Origin of the sequence: Granulicatella sp. 20925_1_28 (assembly GCF_041433575.1) — a bacterium.
GTDB lineage: Bacteria > Bacillota > Bacilli > Lactobacillales > Aerococcaceae > Granulicatella.
Genome location: NZ_JAPWBS010000013.1, coordinates 1 through 14,702 on the forward strand (window position 1 = coordinate 1; position 14,702 = coordinate 14,702).

At 41.1% G+C, this 14,702-nt stretch carries 16 protein-coding genes; 13 read left to right on the top strand and 3 right to left on the bottom strand.

What is annotated here, in order from left to right; genetic code table 11:
* The first annotated feature begins 123 nt into the window (after positions 1-123).
* The 9 genes from O3793_RS06775 to gltX all read left to right on the top strand — a co-directional run bounded on the left by O3793_RS06775 (position 124) and on the right by gltX (position 8,837).
* The gene (locus tag O3793_RS06775) at positions 124-804 is read left to right on the top strand and encodes a hypothetical protein (RefSeq protein ID WP_371446363.1); all 681 of its coding nucleotides are present in this window, start codon (positions 124-126) and stop codon (positions 802-804) included.
* A gap of 172 nt (positions 805-976) precedes the next feature.
* Positions 977-1,738 (top strand): ParA family protein, encoded by a 762-nt coding sequence (locus O3793_RS06780; RefSeq protein ID WP_048709805.1) that lies wholly within the window; start codon positions 977-979, stop codon positions 1,736-1,738.
* Positions 1,731-2,630: a ParB/RepB/Spo0J family partition protein gene (locus O3793_RS06785; protein WP_371446364.1), complete on the top strand. Its 900-nt coding sequence runs from the start codon at positions 1,731-1,733 to the stop codon at positions 2,628-2,630. Before O3793_RS06780 ends, O3793_RS06785 begins: the two co-directional genes overlap by 8 nt.
* A gap of 12 nt (positions 2,631-2,642) precedes the next feature.
* Entirely contained in the window at positions 2,643-2,852 is a 210-nt protein-coding gene (locus tag O3793_RS06790) for a DUF951 domain-containing protein (RefSeq protein ID WP_005607897.1), read from the top strand.
* A 16-nt stretch (positions 2,853-2,868) separates the two neighbouring features.
* Positions 2,869-3,969, top strand: a complete 1,101-nt coding sequence (gene ychF, locus O3793_RS06795; RefSeq protein ID WP_371446365.1) for a redox-regulated ATPase YchF — start codon at positions 2,869-2,871, stop codon at positions 3,967-3,969.
* A gap of 20 nt (positions 3,970-3,989) precedes the next feature.
* Positions 3,990-4,670 (top strand): DUF1129 domain-containing protein, encoded by a 681-nt coding sequence (locus tag O3793_RS06800; protein ID WP_371446366.1) that lies wholly within the window; start codon positions 3,990-3,992, stop codon positions 4,668-4,670.
* A gap of 88 nt (positions 4,671-4,758) precedes the next feature.
* Positions 4,759-6,576, top strand: coding sequence for a DUF2207 domain-containing protein (locus O3793_RS06805; RefSeq protein WP_371446367.1), 1,818 nt, complete (start codon positions 4,759-4,761; stop codon positions 6,574-6,576).
* 14 nt (positions 6,577-6,590) lie between these two features.
* The gene (locus O3793_RS06810; protein ID WP_371446368.1) at positions 6,591-7,292 is read left to right on the top strand and encodes an O-methyltransferase; all 702 of its coding nucleotides are present in this window, start codon (positions 6,591-6,593) and stop codon (positions 7,290-7,292) included.
* 69 nt (positions 7,293-7,361) lie between these two features.
* Positions 7,362-8,837, top strand: a complete 1,476-nt coding sequence (gene gltX / locus O3793_RS06815; RefSeq protein WP_371446369.1) for a glutamate--tRNA ligase — start codon at positions 7,362-7,364, stop codon at positions 8,835-8,837.
* 445 nt (positions 8,838-9,282) lie between these two features.
* Here gltX and citG read toward each other — a convergent pair whose 3' ends face one another.
* From citG to O3793_RS06830, 3 genes are all read right to left on the bottom strand, one after another.
* Positions 9,283-10,113 (bottom strand): triphosphoribosyl-dephospho-CoA synthase CitG, encoded by an 831-nt coding sequence (gene citG, locus O3793_RS06820; protein ID WP_371446370.1) that lies wholly within the window; start codon positions 10,111-10,113, stop codon positions 9,283-9,285.
* Complete coding sequence (locus O3793_RS06825) at positions 10,106-10,801, bottom strand: GntR family transcriptional regulator (RefSeq protein ID WP_371446371.1); 696 nt, start codon at positions 10,799-10,801, stop codon at positions 10,106-10,108. Before O3793_RS06825 ends, citG begins: the two co-directional genes overlap by 8 nt.
* A gap of 120 nt (positions 10,802-10,921) precedes the next feature.
* Positions 10,922-12,307, bottom strand: a complete 1,386-nt coding sequence (locus tag O3793_RS06830; RefSeq protein WP_371446372.1) for a CitMHS family transporter — start codon at positions 12,305-12,307, stop codon at positions 10,922-10,924.
* A gap of 336 nt (positions 12,308-12,643) precedes the next feature.
* On the opposite strand from O3793_RS06830, the gene O3793_RS06835 reads away from it, so the two are divergent.
* From O3793_RS06835 to O3793_RS06850, 4 genes are all read left to right on the top strand, one after another.
* Positions 12,644-12,967, top strand: coding sequence for a hypothetical protein (locus O3793_RS06835; RefSeq protein WP_371446373.1), 324 nt, complete (start codon positions 12,644-12,646; stop codon positions 12,965-12,967).
* A gap of 25 nt (positions 12,968-12,992) precedes the next feature.
* Positions 12,993-13,385: an acetyl-CoA carboxylase biotin carboxyl carrier protein subunit gene (locus tag O3793_RS06840; protein ID WP_371446374.1), complete on the top strand. Its 393-nt coding sequence runs from the start codon at positions 12,993-12,995 to the stop codon at positions 13,383-13,385.
* Between the two features lie 78 nt (positions 13,386-13,463).
* Entirely contained in the window at positions 13,464-14,534 is a 1,071-nt protein-coding gene (locus O3793_RS06845; protein WP_371446402.1) for a sodium ion-translocating decarboxylase subunit beta, read from the top strand.
* 27 nt (positions 14,535-14,561) lie between these two features.
* Positions 14,562-14,693 (top strand): OadG-related small transporter subunit, encoded by a 132-nt coding sequence (locus O3793_RS06850; RefSeq protein WP_371446375.1) that lies wholly within the window; start codon positions 14,562-14,564, stop codon positions 14,691-14,693.
* Positions 14,694-14,702 lie beyond the last annotated feature (9 nt).

A 14,702-nucleotide genomic window follows, 5' to 3' on the forward strand; every position in this document is an offset into this window, starting at 1 on the left:
AATTGTGTAAGCTGGGCCTAGTGCCCAGCTTATTTTGTAGCTATTTTTCTAATATTTTATTTTAAGAGAATTTTTGAAGGAAGTTTGCTATAATAAAACGGATGATAAGGAGGAGGTAAAATCATGAAATGGATTAAAAGTACAGTATTAATGGCGTTTCTATGCGTTTTATCTGCTTGTGGAAATGGACTATCGACTCAGGCGGTTCAAGACCAAGTCGCTAGTTCCGAAGAGTCTGTTTCTAATTATCATATTACGGTGAAAAAATCAGATTATAAAGAGGGCTCAAAAACACCCGCAGCACAAACGGTGGCGAGTGCCAGCGCGTGGAAAGACGGCACAGGATACGGCTCGAAAATCGATAAAAATGCTGGGAAGGTAACGAACCAACTCGAAGTGATTGCGGATGCCAATGTCGGATTTATTCGCTACTATCAAGACAAGTGGGAACAAACCATCACGGCAGCATCAAGTCTTCAAAATACAGTAGTTTTCCCGTATGCAAAGGTGATTCAATTAACGAAGGAAATTCATCAAGAGGTTCCTTGGAAGAAGACATTCTCTGGGTACGAGAAGACTTATACAGGAAACGACGAATCGATTCGTAAGGCGTTGACGTCTGTTCTTGGAATCGCGACGACGGATACGTCTAAAGTCGAGTTAAAAATCAAGACAGATGGCGCTGGAAATCTGATTACAAATGTTGAAATTAAGGTAACGGATGAAGGCGAACAAATGCGTAAAGAATACTCTATCGCTTACTTACAATTTAATGAACAACAAAAGAAAGCTTTGCCACAATAAGGGCGAAGCTTTTTTCGTAAAATAAACCGCTATGACTACAAAAAAAGGCGCTTTTTTGTTACAATAGAAAAGAACAAAATATTGCGAGAAATGAAGAACATTTTGTAGACATGCGAGAGGGAGAATGCTTGCATTCTCCCTTTTTTATAACAAGAAAACATGGAGGAAGAATATGGGACGTGTGATATCCGTTGCCAACCAAAAAGGTGGAGTTGGGAAGACGACTTCAACAGTGAGTTTGGCTGCAGCACTTGCCGTTCATGGCAAAAAAGTATTAATTATTGATAGTGACCCTCAAGGAAATGCGACGAGTGGTCTTGGCGTGCAAAAAGGAGAACTAGAACAAGATGTATATGACGTTTTAGTGAACCAAGTACCAATGGCTGATGTCATTGTACCGACAACGCGCGAAAACTTGATGATTGCTCCTTCTACGATTCAGTTAGCAGGTGCCGAAATCGAGTTAACGAGCCAACCACGTCGTGAACAACGCTTGAAGGAAGCCGTGAAGAAGATTAAAGATGACTACGATTATATCTTTATCGACTGTCCACCTTCACTAGGGCATTTAACAATGAATGCTTTTACGGCCAGCGACACAGTTCTTATCCCTGTGCAATGTGAATACTATGCGCTTGAAGGGTTGTCACAGCTCATGAACACGATCACGATGGTTCGAAAGCACTTCAATCCGCAGTTGAAGATTGAGGGCGTTCTTTTAACGATGTACGATGCGCGTACGAACTTAGGGAACGAAGTCAAAGACGATGTGATTAAGTATTTCCGTGAAAAAGTATATAAAACGATTATTCCTCGAAACGTACGTCTATCTGAGGCGCCAAGTTACGGACAAGCGATTGTCGACTACGATCCACGCTCTCGTGGTGCTGAAGTGTACATGGAGTTAGCAAAGGAAGTGTTGGCACATGAGTAAAAATCAAAAAGGGAAAGGTCTTGGACGCGGAATCGATGCGCTCTTTATGAATGACTTAGATACAATCGATGCTCTTGAGCAAGTTCAAGATTCAGAACAAATTCAACAAATTGCCGTTTCAGAAATTCGTCCAAACCCATATCAACCTCGTAAAGAGTTCGATGAAGAGGGATTGGCAGAATTAGCAGAATCGATACGTCAAAATGGAGTCTTCCAACCAATCATCGTTCGTAAGTCGAAAATTAAAGGTTACGAACTTGTGGCTGGGGAACGTCGTCTGCGTGCGTCTAAATTAGCTGAGAAAGAAACGATTCCGGCCATCGTACGTGACTACTCTGAAGAAACAATGATTCAAATCGCGGTTGTCGAAAACTTACAACGTGAAAACTTGAAACCATTAGATGAAGCTATGGCTTACCGTACATTGATGGATTCATTGAAATTAAAACAAGAAGAAGTCGCAAACCGCGTCGGCAAGAGCCGTTCATATGTAGCAAACTTCTTACGTTTATTAACGTTACCGCAACCTGTACAAGAACTCGTTCAAAGCGGAGAGTTAACCTCAGGGCATGCACGTACTTTACTTGGATTAAAAGACCAAACAAAAATCTTACCAGTCGCTAAAAAAGCGGTGAAGGAAGGCTTAACCGTTCGTGCCTTGGAGCAACTCGTTCAATCGATTAATGAACCAGTGAAAAAGGTTGTTAAAAAAGCAGCGAAACCGAAGAAATCCATGTATATCGTTGAATCAGAAGAACGCTTAATGGATAAATTCGGAACAAGCGTGCAAATCGTCGAAAAAGGCGAGCGTGGAAAAATCGAGATTGAATACCTTTCTCAAAAGGATTTAACACGTATTTTAGAAGTATTAGAAATCGAATTAGACGATTAAAAAGGAGTCTGTATGAAAGCAGGAACAACGTATCAATTACACGATCATGTGGAAATGAAAAAGCCGCATGCGTGCCAAACGAATTCCTGGGAAATCATCCGTATGGGGATGGACATTCGTATCAAGTGTGATCACTGTGGTCAAATGGTCCTAATGCCAAGACGGGAATTCGAGAAGAAGATGAAAAAGGTGACGATTTCTGTTGCCGAAGAAAACAAATAAAGAAAGAGTGTGACAAATGGCCTTAACAGCTGGAATCGTCGGCTTACCAAACGTTGGGAAGTCAACATTATTTAATGCAATTACAAAAGCAGGGGTCGAAGCAGCGAACTATCCGTTTGCGACGATTGACCCAAACGTCGGAGTGGTAGAAGTACCAGACCTTCGTTTACAAAAACTAACAGAATTAGTGAAACCAAAGAAAACTGTCCCAACGACATTTGAATTTACAGATATCGCGGGAATCGTGAAAGGGGCAAGCCGCGGGGAAGGTCTTGGAAATAAATTCTTAAGCCATATCCGTCAAGTAGATGCGATTTGCCAAGTGGTTCGTTGTTTTGAAGACGAAAATATTACACACGTGTCTGGGAAAGTAGACCCAATCGCCGACATCGAAACAATCAACCTAGAGTTAGTGCTGGCCGACCTTGAGTCAGTGGACAAACGTATCGCGCGTGTGGTAAAAATTGCGAAAACAAAAGATAAAGACGCTGTTGCAGAACTTGCCGTCTTAGAAAAAATCAAACCTGTGTTAGAAGAAGGACAATTAGCACGTACGATTGAATTCACAGATGAAGAACTTCCAATCGTGAAAGGCTTATTCCTTTTAACAACAAAACCAATGCTTTACATCGCAAATATCTCAGAAGATGACGTGATGGAAGGCGGCCATAACCAATATGTGCAATTAGTAGAAGACTACGCTGCAAAAGAAGATGCAGAAGTCGTTGTGATTTGTGCGAAAATCGAAGAAGAGGTAGCCGAATTAGAGGAAGAAGAGAAACAAGCCTTCCTAGAAGAAATGGGTATCGAAATCTCAGGGTTAGATATCTTAATCCAAAAAGCATACCACTTATTAGGATTAGCGACTTACTTTACAGCGGGTGAACAAGAAGTGCGCGCGTGGACATTCCGCCGCGGCATGAAAGCTCCGCAATGTGCGGGAATCATCCACTCAGACTTCGAGCGTGGATTTATCCGTGCCGAAACGGTAGCCTACGCGGATCTACTGGAATACGGTAGTATGACGGCTGCAAAAGAAAACGGAAAAGTTCGTCAAGAAGGGAAAGAATATGTCGTGCAAGATGGCGACGTAATGCTCTTTAGATTTAATGTATAAGGTTATCGGAGGATTGTAGCATGTCAGAACAAAACGTACAAGAAGAAGTAGTGTCAGTAGACGCTCTAAAAGCAGAATTAACAAATAAAAATGAACAATACATCTATCAACTAGAACGCGCATTGAAAGAAGCTGGATTTGACGAAGCGCAAATCGAAAAAGAATTATCAGTAATGCTTCCAGAAATCGTTGAAAAACAAAAAGCGGGTGTGACTGCTCGTCAATTGTTTGGTACGGTAACAGAACGCGTTCAATCAATCGTAGCTGGGCCAACAAAAGACCCAGACGCAAAATCACCAGACTGGCAAATTGCCGTTGACGGAGGACTTTTAGTCGGCGGATTATTTGCTCTTGTTACAGGAGTGATGTTGATGTTAAACCCAAGTGCAGATACTCAACCAATGGGATTATTTACACTATTAATCAACTTTATCGCAGGGGCATTTGTGATGCTTGCCATTTCTAAAAATGCACCGAAATTCGATAATCCAAAAGGTCAACGCGGATATATCCGTTACTTAGTTGTAAGTACGGTAGCGATGGTTGCTTGGTTAATTTTAGTGGTGTTAAGCCAACAATACATTCCATCAGTGATTAATCTTGTGATGAGTTACGAGTGGTACTTACTCATCGGGGCTGCGGCTCTTGCTGGTAAATTCTACTTGAAGAAGAAATTAAATATTGTCGGATCAGTAATGTAAGAAACGAAAACAATCTGTGTGACGGTGACGGCGAAGTACTTCGTGGAAGTCGGCAGTCATCGCACACTTCTTTTATAGAGGTGAGCATATGAAACAAATGAAACGTTGGATTATCGCGTTTTTATTAGGATTAGTTGCCTTTTTGGGACTCGGTACTACGGTTGATGCGAGAAGTTTAGTCGTTGATAAGTATGATATCGAAGCAAATATTTTAGAAAATGGGGACGTTCAGTTTTTCGAAACCATCACCTTCCAATCGGACGGTGCGTATAACGGGGTCTTCTACAACTTGGATTACGCTGGTTTTGGGAAACCAACAGATGTCAATGCATATTTAGAAACAAGCGAAGGGCGTCTGTTAATGAACCAGGAGAATTCTGGGAAAAAGGGAACGTATCAATTAACGGATAGCGGTTCGAAGATTCAGTTCAAAGTATTTTTCCCATTCTCGAACTCAAAATTAAAAGTGACATTCCAATATACGATTCCAAAACTCATTACGAACTACTTAGATACGGCGGAATTAAACCGTAAAGTAGTTGGACAAGAGTGGGAAATTGACCAACGCAATATTACGGTGAAGGTGAATATCCCTGGAACAGCTTCAAGGGAAACGCTTCGTGCATGGGGACATGGTGCAGGTCAAAATGGGGACGTAAAGATTGCGAGCGACTATCGTTCAGTAACACTCACGGCTCCTCAAAATGAAAGTGGAGATTTTGTGGAAGTGCATATGTTATTCCCACAAACATTGACACATGCGAATACAAATGTGAAAAACGAAAAAGCGTTTGACCGCATCGTAGCCGAAGAGGAAAAGCTCATCAATGACGAGAAAAACCTTAGAAATACAGGGTTCTTCGGAATGATTGCTGGTTGGGTTCTCTTAGTCTTGAACATGGTTTATGCCTTTGCAACAGGATTCTTCGCGAACCGTAATCGTCTTGCTAAGGTACAACATATTCCAGATCATCTCTATGAACTTCCTGAAGATATTACGCCAGCCGTTATGAATCAGGCGGTTTACGGAAAAACAGATATGACCGACTTTAGTGCGACGGTGATGGACCTTGTTCGTAAGAAAGTCTTGAAATTATCCGATACAGAGCCGTATACCATTACGCTTGTGGACGATACGAAAGAAATGCTTCGTCATGAAAAACTAGCGCTTCATTTACTTTTTGAAGTTGTTGGCGGTGGAGGCACATCGATTGAACTCGAACAAGTGAAGAAGTATGCGAAAAACCATTCAACGACTTACTACAATGAGTGTCAAAAATGGATGGGCGCTGTCGATACTGCGGCTGAGAAATACCGCGTAACGCGTTTTGGTAAAGACGAACCTCAAGGACGTAGTGGCTTCCCAGGATGCTTGCTTGTCATCATCGGTGCTTTAACGATTGGTGCGGCCTTCTTAACGAAGAATATAAATTATTTATTGTGGACTGTTGGAGGCGTACTCCTTGTCGTTGGACCATTAACCCTTATCGGGACAGGAATTTTTGCCAACCGTCGTTCTCTTGAAGGGGAATTACGTTATCGTAAATGGCAAGCTTTTAAACAAATGCTAAAAGATCTCTCACCAATGAAGCGGATCGAAGATTTACCAAGTATTCAACTGTGGGATCACTTCCTTGTTTATGCCATCTCTTTAGGCGTGGCTGAACACGTGATTAAAGTGTTGAAAAAATTAATACCAGACCAATTACCAAACAGTGTGTTCTATTCAACTCAAAACGGAACGATTTACTATCCTGTTTCTGATTTTAATAGTACTTTTTCAAGCTCGTACAACACTGCGAATTCTTCTGTGAATGGAAGCAGCAACTCTGGTGGATTCGGCGGAGGATTCTCTGGCGGATCGAGCGGTGGTAGTGGTGGAGGATCCGGCGGTGGCGGATTCTAATCAAAGGAGAATTTATGTTAAATGAAATGATGCACAGACCAGTTGTCAAACCGGAACTGGTCGAGTACATGCGTTCAAGTCAACGCCGTTTTCCGGGGGACTTGGGTGAATTAGAAAATACAGCCAATGAATTAGGAATTCCAATTATTCCTCACGAAACAGCTGTGTTTCTAGATTTTATTGTTGGATTAACCCAACCAAAAAATATTTTAGAGATTGGAACGGCAATCGGATTCTCAGCGAGTTTGATGGCAACAGCTTCACCACAAGCAAAAGTAACAACCATTGACCGCTACGAATTAATGTATAGCCGTGCCAAAGCTAACTTTGAAAGACTAGGGTTGGCTGACCGTATCACACAACTGGAAGGCGATGCGGCAGATATTTTACCTACATTGGAACAAGGAAAATACGATTTCCTATTTATGGATAGCGCCAAAGCTAAATACATCGAGTTCTTCCCATATTGCATGGACGTGCTTGAAGTCGGTGGTGTGCTAATGGTGGACGATATTTTCCAAGGAGGAACGATTTTAGAAGACGTGATGGAGCGCCCAAGACGCGTGCGTAAAATTCATCGTCGCCTCAATATGTTCCTTGATTTGGTTCAAAGCGACCCAACATTAAAATCAACTTTACTTCCACTGGGCGACGGAGTGATTCTCATTCAAAAGCTCGAAGAAAAAGATTTTAAATATATTTTAGAAGACTTGTAAATTAATCATGGAAATCCTCATGGAAAAGTTTTACAATAAGAAGGATGACAAAAGAAAGGAAGTTTTACAATGACAGATAAAGTGCGTGTACGTTATGCACCAAGTCCAACAGGGCACTTACACATCGGGAATGCCCGTACAGCTCTATTTAACTATTTATTCGCGAGACATTATGGTGGAGAGTTCATCATCCGTATCGAGGATACTGACCGCAAGAGAAATCTTGAACACGGTGAAGAAAGCCAATTAGAAAACTTAACATGGCTTGGAATGGATTGGGATGAAGGTCCAGACAAACCTGGCAAATACGGTCCATACCGTCAATCAGAACGTGAACACATTTATAATCCACTAATCGAGCAATTAATTGCCGAAGACAAAGCGTATAAATGCTACATGACAGAGGAAGAATTGGAATCAGAACGTGAAGCGCAACGTGCTCGTGGCGAAATGCCTCACTACAGCGGTCAACACGCTCACTTAACACAAGAGCAACGTGATGCTTTCGAAGCAGAAGGACGCACTCCTGTTGTTCGTTTCCGTGTTCCAAAACAAGGAACTTACGTATTCGACGATATCGTTAAAGGCGAAATTTCATTCGAATCTACAAGTGTCGGTGGCGACTTCGTTATCTTAAAACGTGACGGAATGCCAACTTACAACTTCGCAGTAGCAGTGGATGACCACTTCATGGAAATCACTCACGTTTTACGTGGAGATGACCATATTGCGAATACTCCAAAACAATTAATGATTTACGAAGCATTCGGTTGGGTACCACCACGTTTTGGGCATATGACATTAATCATTAATACGGAGACAGGTAAGAAATTATCGAAACGTGATGAATCAATTCTACAATTCATCGAACAATATAAAGACTTAGGGTACTTACCAGAAGCGATGTTCAACTTTATCGCGCTTCTAGGATGGTCTCCTCAAGGGGAACACGAAATCTTCAGCCGTGAAGAATTCATCGAAATCTTCGACGAAAAACGTCTTGGTAAATCACCAGCTGCCTTCGATCCTAAGAAATTAGAATGGATTAACAACACATACGTGAAGAAAACTCCATTAGAAGAAGTGGCTGAAATGGCGATTGCTCAATTAAAAGAAGCAGGCCTTGTAAAAGACGAAGTTTCTCCTGAAGAACATGAATGGTTAGTAAAATTAGTGGCTTTATACCACGACCAAATGAGCTACATGAATGAAATCGTTGAGTTATCAGCGCTATTCTTCAGAAAAGATTTCGAAGTGGAAAATGAACAAGCCAAAGAAGTGCTTCAAGGCGAAACAGTTCCAACTGTATTGAACGCTTTTGTTGCGAAATTAGAATCAATGGAAACATTCGATGAACCAAGCATTCTTGCAGCGATCAAGGAAGTTCAAAAGGAAACTGGCGTGAAGGGTAAAAACTTGTTTATGCCAATTCGTGTGGCTACGAGTGGACAAACACACGGGCCGGAGATCGGCAAGACGATCGAATTGCTTGGAAGAGAACGCAGCATTGCACACGTGCAAGCAGCACTTGCTCTTATTAAATAAAAGCTAACAGAAAGGGTTAACGCAAACTGCGTTAACTCTTTTTTGTTTATATTAATTTAAAACTATGGGCCTTCGGCCCGATATTCTTCAAAATACTCGGATATCTTCATAATAGCGGTAATGGGGTACCGGTTCGAGCCTAGGGGCTCTCACCTTTAAAGCCTCAAAAAGGGAGTAAGGAATAAATTCCTAACTCCCTTTAATTCGCATTTAATACGATTCCCCATTACTGCTATTATAGAATCCGAGATTTTTCCGAATATCAGGCCTCAGGGGGAGTGGATAAATAAAAAGGTTAATCCTTTCTTGAATAAGAGAGTGCGACAGGTGTGCATGCCACGTTCTCTGGCGCGGGGAAGGGAGAACAGGGAGCGTGTGCTAGTAATGGGTGTAAACAGGGAAAGTGCTGGGACGGAAAAAGGGCAAAGAAAAAACGGATGAAGGGTCATCCGTTTTGTTGTATTTGATGACAGAAGAAGGTGAGCGAGAGTAAGTCTGCGCTGCCTCCAGGGCTCAAGTTACGCTCGATAAGGACGTTGTCGTAGTCCTCGAGTCGGTTTGCTAGCTCAGTTTCTGTGAGGGTTTGTGCTTCTTCGAATAATTGTTGTGCTTCTTTTTGGACTTGTTTATACGCATCGATTCCGCCGCGGTGAATAAGGTTTCCGTCTTCTACGAAAGTCATCAAGTAGAGGAGAAGGAGTAAGTCGCGGTGACGTGGTGTGTGCGTGTGTAGTGTATTGTAATAGTTGAGTGCTTTTGCAAGGCTTGGGTAGCCTGTTGCTGCTTCGCCTCGAATGCCTTTGATGCCATGTTCGACGTAGAGTTTTTCACCATAAGAGAGGTGTTCTTTTTGGTCGAGGTTGGCAAAGTCCACTTCGATGAGGTGGCGCGTCATTAGGTGGCAGTAGTGCAAGGCTTCTGGAATGTTGCCATTCGTATGAGCGGTAGCCCCTAAGACGAGCGCAAAGGAGAAGTTGGCTCCTTTATGGGTGTTGATATTGTTTGTGGCGGCCATCATCGCATCTTCGGCTTGTTTTCCAAGGGTGCGAAGTTCGTTGAATAAGTCGAGTGGACTGCCGTTATGACGGCTTCCTGCTTCGGCATAGGCTAGTAAATAAGGGCGGAGAGCAACGATGCTTTGATAGAAGGTGTCCTTTGTCATGTCCTTATGAGCGCCTGTGGAAATGGGATCCACGAGGCCTGGTTTTGGCGCGAGATTTACTTCTTGTAGAAGGGCGTCTGTGGCCGCTTTTGCTAAAAACTCAGGATTAATCAATGTGTAATTTCTCCATTTGTTTCAAAATAAATTGTAAGGAGCGATCTAAGTGCTCGTGTGTAATCAGCGTGATTTGTTCTACGTCGTTATTGAGCATGCCGCGATAGATGAGTTTGTGTTCTTCGAGTGCTTTTGTACGGCGTTCTGAAGAACGAATCGATAAGTCGCGGAAGTAAATGACGTATGTACGTAATTCAAATACGATTTCTTTTAGACGTGTCATTTGGCATTTTTCGTAGATGAAATCATTGAAAGTCGTGAAGTTCGCAAGTACTTCGTCGACTCTGTCTTCGTTGTTGAGACGTTCGCATTCTTCGAGAATGGCGTTCAACTCTTCGAAGTCTTCTTTCGTCATGAGTTTCATCGCATTAATTGTTGCCAATGTGTCGAGTGATTTTCTAATTTCGTAAATTTCATGGGCATCTTTAATGGAAATTCCTTTTACGATGACACCAATCTTAGGGATGTGCTCTACTAGGTGCTCTTTCGTTAACTCGTTAAGAGCGTAGCGAATGGGTGTACGGCTGATGTTTAACTCAGTCGAGAATTCTTTCTCGTTAATACGCGTACCTGCAGGGATTTCTCCTAAGATAATCGTTTTACGAAAAGCTTCGTAGAGCGAAATTTTAAGAGGTTTGTTTTGGGTAATATCTAAATTTTTCTTTACCGCTTGGATAATCGCTGACATAGTAGCCTCCTGGAAATTATTGTAAACATTAGAGATAGTATAAACGATAAAATGGTAAAATGCACAAAAAAAGACTTGTTAGGCTAGGCCTGAACAAGTCTTTTTCACAAATTCAATTGTTTAATTTTGTGGTAAGTATAATGGCATATGACCCATTAATACGATTGTTACAACGAAGATGACGAAGATAACAGCTGCGTATTTAGCTGATTCTTTTTGCCATTCACCCATGTCTAATCCTGTTAGACGTAATAGTAAGTAGATGAACGCTACTAATGGGCTTAATAAGTGGAATGCTTGACCCATTAATGAAGCTAATGCCATTTGCATATCTGTGAAGCCGTATTGACGTCCAACTTCAGCGAATGGAATTAATACTCCGTAGTAGAATCCGTCGTTTGTTAAGAAGAATGTACCAGGGATCGAGATTAATGCAATGATTAATGACCAGAATCCTGCTAATTGTTGAGGGATAACTTGAACGATACTTTGTGTTAAAGCAGTTGCCATTCCAGTTCCTTGGAATAATCCCATGAATACGCCAGCACCGAATACTAGTAATACTACTTGTACAGCATCCCCAGCGTTGTCTCCAATACGTTTAGATTGAGCTTTTAAGTCTGGGTAGTTAATCATTAAGGCTAAACCTGTACCAACTAAGAATAATACAACTGGTTTAACTTCGATTGAATTGATGAATGAACCAGCAACTAACCAACCGATTAATACGATTGTTAAGATAGCGTTGATTACAAAGTTTTGTGGACGACGTTTTTCTAATACTTCAGGATCAGAAATTGTAGTCAATTCGTTTAATTCTTCTTCAGTTAATTCTTGGATACCTAAACGAGCGCGTTCTTTTTTACCCATTGAGCGAGCAACAAAGAAGATTACGTAAAGAACTGAAAGAATCATACCTGGTGCTAAGTAAGCTAGGATATCTGCTTCTACACCAAGAACTGACATCGCACGAGCAGTAGGTCCGCCCCATGGTAATAAGTTCATGATAGTGTTTTGTAAGATAATAAGAACCCCTAAGTTCATTAATTTCATGTCTAATTTTTTGTAAATTGGCACGAAAGCTGAGCAGCAGATTAATGTAGTTGTTGTTCCGTCACCGTTTAATGATACGGCAGCAGCAACGATAGCAGTAGCCATCAATACTTTCATTGGGTCGCCTTTAGCGAAGCGAATCATTTTGTTAGTGATTGGATCGAATAATCCAGCGTCTAACATTGTAGAGAAGTAAAGGATTGCGAATAGAAGCATAATTCCTGTTTCAGCAGTCCCTTTCATCGCTGTTAATTTATCTTTTGAGTTATTTCCGAATAACCCTTGGCGAATTAATGTACCGATGTTAACGTCTTGGACTTGACCTGTAGCAACTAAAATAATTGCAAAAACTAATGGAATTAATACTAAAGCTGTAAATGGTGACATTTTTTTCTTCATGATAACGTACATGAAAATTGCCATCATTACGTAAGCTGAAATTGTGATAACCATCATATCTTCCTTTCTTTGTTTAAAAAAATAATTTTTTATAGTTGGAGAATCCTTCAGTCGCTAAAACCTGAAAGGAAGCTCCACGAACCCATTTTTGTAAAAATGAATTCGTTTACTTATAGCGATATCTTAAACAATATTTAATAAAAAAGATAGTAATTTCATATCGAAAAACAATAAAAGAACAGTTTGATGTGACAAAATGAGCATAAGTTTTATATCCTATTTATAATAAAACACCAAAAGAACAGGGGAAAAACCTGTTTCTAGTTTAGGTATGACGCCGTTTTCTGTATAATAATTGCATGTAGATTATGTTGGGAAGGGAGTGAAGGAATGGGAATTCTCCAACGATTATTTGGCAAGAAGAACTCTGAAGCAACGGAACACGCATCGACAAAGTCTGCACAACCAGAATCTGAATGGGAAAAATTAGAAGCTTTTGTACCGGTAGAAGCAGAAGAAGCTAAGCACGTCTCAATCATTGCAGCGGCGATTGCGGCCTCAGATTATCCAGAAAGCCAATTTGTGGTTAAACGCGTCCTTAAACGCAACCCAGAAACCAAGATTATCTCGGTTATTGCCTCAGCGATTGCTGCAGGTGAATCAAATGACAGTCAATGGGCTGTTAAAGAAATCTACCAAAAACGCAATTCATAATATATTTTAGGAGGAATGTTACGATATGTTACGTAAATTCAAAATCAAAGTAGACGGTCAAGAGTACCAAGTAGAAATGGAAGAAATTGGAGCAGTTGCAGCGCCTGCTCCTGTAGCACCAGTTGCAGCTCCAGCGGCACCTGCTGCACCAGCAGTAGAAGCAGCTCCAGCACCAGCAGCTCCTGTAGCAGCAACACCAGCTGGCGCAGACGCAATGCCGTCTCCAATGCCTGGTAACATCTTACGTATTTTAGTAAACGTAGGAGACACAGTTACTGAAAACCAACCATTAATGATTTTAGAAGCAATGAAAATGGAAAACGAAATCGTTGCAGCTAAAGCAGGGGTTGTAGCAGGAATTCACGTTAAAGAAGGTCAAGTGGTAAACCCAGGCGACGCTTTAATTACAATTAACTAATTTTAATAACTTTCAAGGAGTGAAACAGTGGAAACATTAGTTCAAAATCTAGCGTCATTTACTTTGGGCCAAGGTATCATGATGGCTATCGGTGCCCTATTAATGTACTTAGGGATTAAAAAAGAGTACGAACCAACATTATTAGTACCAATGGGATTAGGTACAATTTTAGTAAACTTCCCAGGGACAGGGGTTCTTGACCAAGTCGTTGGTGGACAACAACAACACGGTGTCCTACAAATCTTATTCGAAATCGGTATCGAAACTGAATTATTCCCATTATTAATCTTCATCGGTATCGGTGCGATGATCGACTTCGGTCCATTATTACAAAACCCATTCATGTTATTATTCGGTGCGGCAGCTCAATTTGGTATTTTCTTCGTAGTAGTTGTAGCCGTATTATTCGGATTTGACATTCGTGAAGCAGCTTCAATCGGTATCATCGGTGCGGCTGACGGTCCTACATCAATCTTCGTTGCGAACCAATTAGCCCCTCAATTACTTGGAGCGATTACGGTTGCGGCCTACTCATACATGGCTCTTGTTCCGATTATCCAACCAATCGCTATCAAGATGGTTACAACAAAAGCAGAACGTCGTATTCGTATGACATACCACGCTTCAGGCGTATCTAAATTAACTAAAATCTTGTTCCCAATCATTATCACAATTGTAGCAGGTTTCATTGCTCCAATTTCATTACCACTTGTTGGTTTCTTAATGTTTGGTAACTTATTACGTGAATGTGGCGTTTTAGATAACTTATCTCAAGCTGCTCAAAACGAATTAGTAAACATTGTTTCTATTCTATTAGGGATTACAATCTCTGTTAAAATGCAAGCTGATTTATTCTTAAATGTTCAAACATTAATGATCATCTTGTTCGGTTTAGTAGCCTTCATCATGGACTCAATCGGTGGTGTGGTATTTGCTAAAATCTTGAACTTATTCCGTAGAGAAAAGATCAACCCAATGATCGGAGCTGCAGGTATTTCTGCATTCCCAATGTCAAGTCGTGTTATCCAAAAAATGGCGACAGACGAAGATCCTCAAAACTTCATCTTAATGTACGCTGTTGGAGCTAACGTTTCTGGACAAATCGCTTCTGTTATTGCTGGTGGATTATTATTATCATTCTTCATGTAATAATATAGAAGGAAAAGGAGGAAAACGATGACTTTCAACGCAGAACATTTAACACAAGCTTTCGAATTAATGGCTTTAGGGATGGGTGGAGTTTTCCTAGTATTAGGAATTCTATATGCCGTTTCTGCTATTTTATTAAAAGCATTCCCGCCAAAATAAGGAGGCCAT